The sequence below is a fragment of the Tissierella creatinophila DSM 6911 genome (assembly GCF_001940565.1).
Classification (GTDB): domain Bacteria; phylum Bacillota; class Clostridia; order Tissierellales; family Tissierellaceae; genus Tissierella_A; species Tissierella_A creatinophila.
Genome location: NZ_LTDM01000006.1, coordinates 53,645 through 63,834, shown reverse-complemented (window position 1 = coordinate 63,834; position 10,190 = coordinate 53,645). Strand labels below are relative to the sequence as shown.

6 protein-coding genes are annotated in these 10,190 nt (G+C 31.8%); all 6 read left to right on the top strand.

What is annotated here, in order from left to right:
* The first annotated feature begins 80 nt into the window (after positions 1 to 80).
* The 6 genes from TICRE_RS13380 (at position 81) to TICRE_RS02540 (ending at position 10,188) form a co-directional block, all read left to right on the top strand.
* Entirely contained in the window at positions 81 to 386 is a 306-nt protein-coding gene (locus tag TICRE_RS13380; protein WP_075724826.1) for a hypothetical protein, read from the top strand.
* Positions 387 to 515: 129 nt separating this feature from the next.
* On the top strand, positions 516 to 761 hold the full coding sequence (locus tag TICRE_RS02560) for a TIGR04540 family protein (RefSeq protein WP_075724824.1): 246 nt from the start codon (positions 516 to 518) through the stop codon (positions 759 to 761).
* A gap of 40 nt (positions 762 to 801) precedes the next feature.
* Positions 802 to 1,209, top strand: coding sequence for a BREX-3 system P-loop-containing protein BrxF (brxF, locus tag TICRE_RS02555; RefSeq protein ID WP_158016389.1), 408 nt, complete (start codon positions 802 to 804; stop codon positions 1,207 to 1,209).
* A gap of 14 nt (positions 1,210 to 1,223) precedes the next feature.
* Positions 1,224 to 4,961: a DUF6079 family protein gene (locus TICRE_RS02550; protein WP_075724820.1), complete on the top strand. Its 3,738-nt coding sequence runs from the start codon at positions 1,224 to 1,226 to the stop codon at positions 4,959 to 4,961.
* The gene (locus tag TICRE_RS02545; RefSeq protein WP_075724818.1) at positions 4,954 to 7,512 is read left to right on the top strand and encodes a DNA methyltransferase; all 2,559 of its coding nucleotides are present in this window, start codon (positions 4,954 to 4,956) and stop codon (positions 7,510 to 7,512) included. The genes TICRE_RS02550 and TICRE_RS02545 overlap by 8 nt, the downstream gene beginning before the upstream one ends.
* Before the next feature lie 3 nt (positions 7,513 to 7,515).
* On the top strand, positions 7,516 to 10,188 hold the full coding sequence (locus TICRE_RS02540) for a DEAD/DEAH box helicase (RefSeq protein WP_198927468.1): 2,673 nt from the start codon (positions 7,516 to 7,518) through the stop codon (positions 10,186 to 10,188).
* The last annotated feature ends 2 nt before the right edge of the window (positions 10,189 to 10,190 follow it).

Sequence of the window (10,190 nt, the reverse complement as noted above, 5' to 3'; positions counted from 1 at the left end):
TTTTAAATCAGTCGCATAATATATCTAAAATTCAAACGAGGGAACGCCGTATGAGGTGAAAGTCTCACGTACGGTGTGGAGTGGGGGAAAAGTGGGAGATAGTATCAAACACTTACCTATCACTATATTTTGCAGAAGATTACTCACTAGATAAATCTTTCCACGATATTGATTTTATAAGTTGGGCTGAAGCAAGTAAGTTAAATATATCTGAAGAGAGCAAAGAAAAAAACCCTGAAAAAACAAATGTTATAAAAGGCAAAAAAGATAATATAAAGGAGTCTACTATTGAAAAACTTAACAAGTTTAAAGATAAAGTAGCAAAGGATAGTGGAGATGAGCTACAAGACAAGCTAGGGGATAAGAAGAAAGATAGGGAGATATAAGCACAGTGGCATAAGCAACTACTGGATATGGGCAGGCTTCGGTCTGCCCTATTTTTTTGTTGCAAAAACACCTGTGTAATAGTAAAATAAGAATTAGATAATACTTTAATAAGAATTGTGAGGTGCAATATGGAAATAAAAATGTTTTATAAGACTCAAAGAGAGTTAGGAGAAGTTCTTAATAAAGTAGTAGATTCCTATTGGTCTGATGAAATTGATGAAAACGACCTTATTAAAGCCATAAAATATCTTTATAAAAACAACTCCTCTAAAATGGTAAAGGATAAAACTTTTACAACTGTTATAAAGCAACAATGTGGGAAGAGAAGATTAGAAGTAATAAATAAAATATTGAGTATAGAGGACGATTACTAATATGGGTGAGCTATACACAAAATACAATTTTGATTTAAATTTGGTAAAAAGAAATAAAACACTAGTCGTAATATGTATGAAGTATGATGAATTTTTAAAATACAAGGAAATAAAGGATTTAAGTATAATTAATCTAGGCTTAGATTTAAGTCGAGGGCTTAAAGAATACCCTATGGAATTTAGAAATAGCAAAGTTTTAGATGAACTTACTAATATATTAGCTAGAGCCCAAACAGAACATATTTTGGTAAAAAATTTAGATATATTATTTAACCCAGAATACAAACTTAATATACTAAATTATTTTATAAATTTATCTAGAAATAGGCTAGTCTTTATAGAATGGCCTGGACATTTGAAAGGTAGGGAGTTAGAATATTCAGAAATAAATTATCCTGACTACCAAAGATATAGTATTGATGATCATAAAATTGTAGTTGTCAAATAGAGAGGAGTTTTAGAATGAAATATTCTGATATTATTAATTTTAATCCCATTCAAACAGTAATTCAATTAAAAGATGCTAATGACGAAACTAAGGCTAAAAATTTAGTAGAATCTTATGTTATGTCTGATGAAATGGCAGAAAAGTTTAATAGTGGTATCTTGGAAGAATTGCAGTTTGATGAAGTGATAGATAATAAAGGGGTACTTATAGTAGGTAATTACGGAACAGGTAAGAGTCATTTGATGTCCCTTATATCAGCTATTGCAAATAATGATGAGAATCTTAATTATTTAGGAAACAAAAAATTTGCAGGCCACTCCCAAAAAGTAGCCGGTAAATTTGAAGTTTTAAGAATTGAAATTGGCTCTGTTAGCAATTCACTTAGAAATATTATTATTGCTGAGTTGGAAAAGGATTTGGGAAAGAGAGGAGTTACATTCAAATTTCCCAAAGCTGATGAAATTACTAACAATAAAGAAGCATTAATTGAAATGATGTATAAATTTGAAGATAAATATCCAGATAAGGGATATTTACTAGTGGTAGATGAGCTTTTGGACTACCTTAGAACCCGTAAGGAACAAGAATTAATACTAGATTTAAACTTTCTAAGAGAAGTGGGAGAGTTTATAAAAGACTCTAGGTTTAGACTAATCTGTGGAATACAAGAGCAACTATTTGAAAATCCTACTTTTTCCTTTGTTGCTAACTCCCTTAATAGGGTTAAGGATAGATTTGAACAGGTTATAATTAGGAAGGAAGATACTGCTTATGTGGTATCGGAAAGAATTTTAGGTAAAAGCAGTGAACAAAAAGCCATGGTAAGAGACCATCTTGCACCCTATCATAAACTTTATTCAGGAATGTCAGAAAGAATTGATGATTATGTAGATCTTTACCCTATTCATCCAGCCTACATAGATATATTTAATAGGGTATATATAGCTGAAAACAGGGAAGTGTTAAGAACGATTTCTTTAACAGTTGAAGCTTTGTTAGATCAAGATATTCCAGAGGAAGCTCCTGGAATAATATCCTTTGATTCATACTGGACTTTTATTAAAGACAATTATGCTAGAAAATCTGAATTTGAAGTAAAAGAAGTAATGGAGAAAAGTGGGGTTCTAGAAGAAAAAATCAAAAAAACCTTTCCTAGAGGAAAGCAAATTTATAAGGACATGGCCCTGCAAATAATGTATGCTATTAGCGTTCATAGGTTAACTACTAGTGGTATAGATGTTAGGATAGGGTTAACAGCTGAGGATTTAAGAGATGATCTATGCCTCTTTATGGAAAATATGCCTGAATTAGATGCTGACTTTCTTTTAGCAACGGTACAAACTTCAATAAATGAGGTTATAACCCTAGTTAGTGGGCAATTTATTGAGCATAACAAAGATAATGGACAGTATTTCCTAGACTTAAAAAAAGACATAGACTATGATGCCAAGATTCAACAGAAAGTGGATATGATGATTCCAGAGGATTTTAATAGATATTTTAATAGGCTAATTTATAGTGCTTTGGACTGGGATTCTGAGCAGTATGTGACTAACTTTGACATATATGAGTATACCCTAAATTGGGAATCAAGAAATGTGTATAGGGAAGGCTATCTCTTTATGGGGCTACCTACAGAAAGATCTACAGCACAGCCACCAAGAGATTTTTATATCTATATTCTGCCTCCATATCTTGATAAATCTAAGATAGAGAATCCAGAACCAGATGAGGTTCTATTTAAATTTACAAATAATGATGAATTCCATGAAAATTTAAGTTTATTTGCAGCAGCTAGTGCCATGAGGCAAGATGCTGCAGAGCAGAACACAAAAAATATATATGGGAAAAAGGTCGAAACTTATAGAAAGAATTTGTTGAAATGGCTTAATGAAAACAAAAACACCTGCTTCTCACTTGTATATCAGGCCAGTGAAAAAACTTTAATAGAGGCAACAGGAGGCAAGTCTAGGCTACAAACAGATTTAAAAAGCTCTATTGACCTAGCATCTTCCATGGCCTTAGAAAACAGCTTTCAAGGAAAATACCTAGAATTTCCCAAATTTAAAAATAAGATTACCATAGAAAATAGGGCTGGAGTTTTAGAGAGGGTAATTAAGAGTTTTGCAGGTAAGCTAAGCCAAGATGTTTTAGAATATTTAGATTCATTTGGACTAATAAGAGACGGGAACATTGATGTTACCAATTCTAAATATGCTATGGAAATAGTAAAACTAGTTAAAGACTTACCAAGGCAGGGCGTCCTCAACCGTTCAGATTTTATAGAAGAAGTGTATGGTAACAGCATGGTAAAAAAACTCAATATAGATTTAGGATATTTTGCACCAGTTCTCTTAGCCTTAGTTTATACAGGTCATATTACTATTACATTAAAGGATAATAGGATACTATCTGCTTCTAATATGGAGATAACAGCTAGGTTAGGCAATATGGATATGCAAGAGTTTAAATATATATCAAAGCCGAAAGAGGCTGCAATGGTAGAAATAAGCAGGCTTTTAGAAATATTAAAACTTCCCACTGGACTAGCTGCAAGTCCTAAGGAATTGGAAAAGGGCCTAGATAAAATATTAGAAATATGTTCAGATTGGGCTGGTAAGGCTATAAATATTAAGCAAGTAATAAATAATGATTTTAATCTTTGGGGAGAGCCTCTTATTCAAGACCATTTCTTAGAGAAATATGAGAAAGATATATCTATAGTCGTAGATGAATTTGGAGGGTTTGCAAGCAAGTATAATACTCCTGCCAAATTCAATAACCTAAACCTGACTCTTGAAAGGATTGAAGAGATAGGGAAGGGTATAGAAACCATTGAGTTGATAAAGAATTATATAGAACTAAGAAATTCTACTGGAAACCTAATCAACTATATTTCTAATATAGAAACTATGGACTTGCCAAGTCAACTTATGGAAAGAATTAACCAAGCAAAAGAAAAGTTTAGGGATCAAAGAGACAGTTTAAAAGAAGGAAAAGAATTAGATGATGTGATCTTCCATATTACATCAGACTTAAAGGAAATAAAAAAAGATTATATTGATTTTTATATTAAAAAACACCAAAAACTTAGACTTAATCATAAATCGGCTGTTAAATTGAATGAATTAAAAAACTCAGATGAAATTACTAGCTTGAACAGATTGAAAAATATTGAAGGGGTATTTTCTATAGGACAATTAAATGTCCTTGAAAAAACCATGTCAGACTTAAAAATCTGCTATGACTTGGAAGTAAAAGAGCTAGAGGATACTCCTGTTTGTAGACATTGTAAATTAAAAGACTTAACTGGAGATATTGATTATAATAATAAGATTGACTCATTAGAAGAGGAAATAGTTAATCTGCTTTCTCAGTGGGAAGACCTACTAATCCAATATATAGAAGACCCAGTTGTTTTAGAAAACATGGATTTACTTAACAAAAATGAAAAAGAAATAGTTCAAGCCTTTATGGGAGAAAAAAAGCTACCTCAAGTGATAGAACCTAATTTTACAAAGAGCTTTAATCTTCTATTTTCTGAATTAAACAAGGTGACAATAAAACTAGATGATTTATCAAAAGAACTATTAAAAATTGGGCCAACCACGGTTGAAAATTTGAAAGATAGGATTTCAGATTTTATAGACCAGCAAATTAAAAATATGGACACTAAAAACTTGAGAATTATATTAAAGGACGAAGAAAGTAACTATAACATCATAATAAAAGAGGAGGGGCAAAATGGCTAATAAATTTGAGGAAGGCAAAGTGCTAGATAAAGAAAAGCTAGATAAGTTGAGAGATATAGAAGGATTTCCTCTAGGACAAGATGAGGATATAATAGGACTTTCTGCCCCACCATATTATACTGCCTGCCCTAATCCCTTTATAAACGATTTTATAGATGAGTTTGGTACTCCTTACGATGAAGAAACTGATGACTACCATAGGGAGCCTTTTGCAGCAGATGTTTCTGAAGGCAAAAATCATCCTATTTATAATGCCCATTCTTATCATACTAAGGTACCACACAAGGCTATAATGAGGTATATTCTCCACTATACAGAGCCAGGAGATATCGTTTTTGATGGCTTTTGTGGGACAGGCATGACTGGAGTAGCAGCCCAAATGTGTGGTAACCCAGAGGCTGATTTGGAATTTAAGCTTCAATTAGAAAAAGAAATGCCAAATATTAAATGGGGAGCAAGAAAGGCTATCCTTAATGATTTATCTCCAGCAGCCACCTTTATTGCTCATAACTACAATACGCCTGTTGATGTGGAGAAATTTGAAAAAGAGGCAAATAGAATCCTAGATGAATGTGAAAAGGAACTAGGATGGATGTATGAAACTAATCATTTAGACGAAAATGGTAATCAGGTTTATGATATGGCTGGGCCAGTTAGGGGAGAGATTAGTGATATTATTTGGTCGGATGTATTAGTATGTCCCAATTGTAGCAATGAGATAGTATTTTGGGATGCAGTAGTTGATGAGGTTAATAGAAAAATAAACAGTGAATTTATTTGTGATAATTGCCATATAGAACTTAAAAAAACAGATTGTAAAAAAGCAAAAGAGATTATAATAGACAACGGATTAAATAAAACTATAACAATATCGAAACAATTGCCGATAATGATAAATTATTCTGTAAATAAAAAAAGGTTTTCAAAGAGAGTTGATGATATCGATTTAAAAACAATTGAAAAAATAAATCAATATAATGTAAATTACTGGTTTCCGATAGATAGAATGATTGAGGGAAGCGAAGCGAGAAGGAATGATAATGACGGTTTAACTCACTCGAATTTATTTTATACAAAGAGAAGCTTAAATATTTTAGCAAAAATTTACAACCTAATAAATAAAGAGAAAAATATAGGGTTATTATATGTTTTTACTTCTACAATACAAAGATCTACAAAAACAAATAGATTTAGGTTTGGTGGTACAGGAGGACTAAGTGGAACACTTTATATTCCATCATTACCAGTAGAAAGAAACATATTTCAATTATTTTCCAATAAATTAAGAGATGTTTTAAAAATGAAAAACTTTATAAAAAGCTCAGAGTCTATAACAAACACATCATCTATGACTAGCGTAAAAAATATTAAAAACAGTTCTATTGATTATATATTTACGGATCCACCATTTGGTTCGAACTTAAGTTATTCTGAATTAAGCTTTATATGGGAAGCTTGGTTAAAAGTTGTTACTAATAATGAAACAGAGGCTGTGGTAAATAGAAGTCATGGGAAGGGTTTGGTCGAGTACCAGTCCCTAATGACTAAGTGTTTTAAAGAATATTATAGAGTATTAAAACCTAGTAGATGGATGACTGTAGAATTTTCTAATTCTAAGAATTCAGTTTGGAATGCCATCCAGGAGTCATTAGTAAGGGCTGGCTTTATAATTGCAGATGTTAGGGTTTTAGATAAAAAACAAGGGTCCTTTAAACAGGTAAATTATTCATCTGCTGTTAAGCAGGATTTAGTTATTTCTGCCTATAAACCTAGGGAAGAATTTGTTGAAAACTTTATAAAGAAAGCAGGCTCTGAAGAAAGTGTCTGGGATTTTGTTAGGGAACATTTAGAAAAACTTCCTGTTGTAATTGAAAGAGGCTCCTATTTAGAAAGAGTGGCTGAAAGGGATGCTCATTCACTCTTTGATAGGATGATTGCCTACCATGTTGTTAATGGTGTAGCTATACCATTAGATATCCAAGAGTTTTTCAAAGATTTGGATGAAAGATTTATAAAAAGGGATAATATGTATTTCCTTTCAGACCAAGTCAATGAATATGATAATGCTAGAATAAAGTTTGATTTACCCGAAATTCAATTTTCATTATTTGTAGAGGATGAAAAATCTGCTTTAGCTTGGCTGTATTATCAATTAGATAGTCCCCAAACCTATAGCGAATTACAACCTAAATTTATGAAAGAAGCTAAGCCAGCTAGGCATGAAAAGATGCCTGAATTAATAGACCTTCTACAGGAAAACTTTCTGCAGGATGATGAAGAAAAATGGTATATACCAGATATAACTAAGTCAGGTGATATTCAAAAACTCAGGGAGAAGAAACTACTTAAGGAATTTGGAGAGTATCTCAATTCTAAAGGCAAGTTAAGAAACTTTAGAACGGAGGCAGTTAGAGTAGGGTTTGCCAAACTTTGGAAAGAGAAGAATTATAAGCTTATTGTAAAGATGGGAGATAGAATTCCAGAAAATGTTTTACAAGAAGATGATAAACTATTAATGTACTATGATATATCCTCCAGTAGGATAGATTAGTGGATGAGGGATAAAATGTATGAATTAGGCCAATGGATTAAGAAAATTGAAAACGGACAAAGAGTACAGGTTTTAGAAGTTTTTGAGACCTGGGGATATTCATCTCTGAAAGTTTACAATCCAGAGGAAAATAAGATTGAATTCTTATCAGCTGACAGGGTTTTAGAGGAATGGGATCAGGAAATAGATGCTAACTATATTAAATACAAGATAGTGTTACTTAAGCTTTTTCAGGAGATCTCCCAGGGTATGCTAACATCTTTAAAGGAAGGGGTAATTCCCCTTCCCCATCAGCTTTATGTCCTCAAAAGAGCCTTATCAGAATCTGGAATACGCTATGTTTTAGCTGATGAAGTAGGTTTAGGTAAAACTATAGAAGCAGGCCTAATAATTAGAGAGTTGAAGGCTAGGGGATTAATTAAGAGAATATTAATAGTTTGTCCTAAAGGACTAGTTTCCCAATGGAATTTAGAACTAAAAGAAAAGTTTGATGAATATTTCAATATAATACTACCCTCTGAGTATGAGGTTATAAAAAGGATTATAAATAAAGACCAAGTTTATAATCAATTTGACCAGGTGATAAGTCCCATAGACTCCATTAAACCTATAGAAAGACGAGCAGGATGGACTCAAGATGAAATTCATAAGTATAATGAAGAAAGAATTTACTCAATTATAGAAGCAGACTGGGATTTAATTGTAATTGATGAGGCCCATAGACTGGCTGGAAGTTCAGACCAAGTAGCTAGATATAAATTGGGGAAAATGCTTAGTAAGGCTAGCCCTTATTTGTTGCTTCTAACTGCAACTCCTCATTCAGGAAAAACTGATCAATTTCTTAGGCTATTAGGACTTTTAGACCAAGATACTTTTCCTAATTATCAGTCTTTAGTAAAGGAAAATGTTAGTCAATATATAATAAGAACTGAGAAAAGAGAAGCTATAGATAACAAGGGAAAGAAACTATTTAAGGATAGGAAAACACAATTAGTAGAAGTTAAATGGAATGAAAAATACAGTAACCAAAGCTTACTTTATGATAAGGTAACTGAATATGTAAAAAACGGATACAATAGAGCAATAAAAGAGAAAAAATCTTATATTGGCTTTCTTATGGTCTTGATGCAGAGGTTGGTTACAAGCTCTACAGCAGCTATTAAGGATTCCATTGGTAGAAGAATAGAAATTTTAGAAAGTCAGCAGGTAAGAATTCATAATTTGTCCTTTGATGATCTGGCAGATATAGATTTAGAAGAAGGTATGGGACAAGCTTTGGAATTAGCATCAATAGATATAAAAAATGAAATTAAGGATTTAAAAGAAATGCTTTCTCTAGCAAAACAAGCAGAATATCAAGCCTTAGATGCTAAGGTAGAGAGGCTTCTAGAATATCTAGATGAACTTTATTCTAAAGATAATGAAATGAAAGCTATTATTTTTACTGAATTTGTAGAGACCCAAAAGTATTTAAGGATGTTTTTGAATAATAAGGGCTATTCCATATCTATTCTAAATGGCTCTATGGACATGGAAGAAAGAGATAGGATATTGTTGGAATTTAAGGAAGAAAGTAAAATCTTAATTTCTACAGATACAGGGGGAGAAGGATTAAACCTTCAATTTGCTAATATTGTCATAAATTATGATCTTCCTTGGAATCCAATGAAAATAGAACAAAGAATAGGTAGAGTAGATCGAATTGGCCAAGAAAAAGATGTATTGGTATATAATTTTATAAATATAGACACTGTTGAAAATAGGGTAAGATCTATTTTAGAAAGTAAATTAGCAACTATCCTAGATGAAACAGGCATAAATAAACTATCTGATCTCTTGGATAATGAGATGGCTGAAATGGATTTTACTGATATATATATGAAATCTATTCGTGATGAAAAGTTTATTGAACATAATGTAAACAAATTTGAAGAGGAATTTAGAAAACAAGTTAAAATAAGGAATCAATACAAGGAAATTATTAGAGATAATAAAGATCTGTCTGATGAGTCCTATAGTGAAAGTAATTTTGATTTAGATAAGAATCTTAATAGAATACTAGATTATTATCAGGCTAGTAAAGGTTTAACTTTGCCTAGGAAAAACTTGTCTTTAAGTAATCCTTTAATTGAAAAACATATTAATAAAGATTTAGAATGGCACATTTTAGACTCAATCCCTAAGTTTTCCATCAGGAATTTTCCTAATGAGGATGGTTATTTTTCGATTTGGCAGATATCGCTAGGAGAAGAAAGACAGTATAGGGAGTATATTCCTCTTTTCTTGACTAAGAAGATGCTATATAGACCAATGTCTGGTAGAAGAATATGGGAAGAGCTTTATAAGGAAGAGGATAACATTGAGCTAATAGGTATGTCAAGGTTAGAGACTTCTTTATATGAGAGAATTGGTAAAGTGGCTGAAGAAATAACCTATGATAATTTCCTGGTTCTTAAAAACAAGTATGAATTGAAAAATAAGGATAACTATAGAAAATACAAACACTCTATAGAAATTAAAAAAGAAGCTGCTATGAAAATAGGCATAGACAATATTAGAAATTCAAAGTTAAAAGCTTTAGATAAAGAATCAATAGAAATAAAAAAAGACTATGAAGATAAAAAAGGTCTTGTACCTATTTTGCTTCCAGTTTTTATTGCGGAGTTGGTGAAGTAATT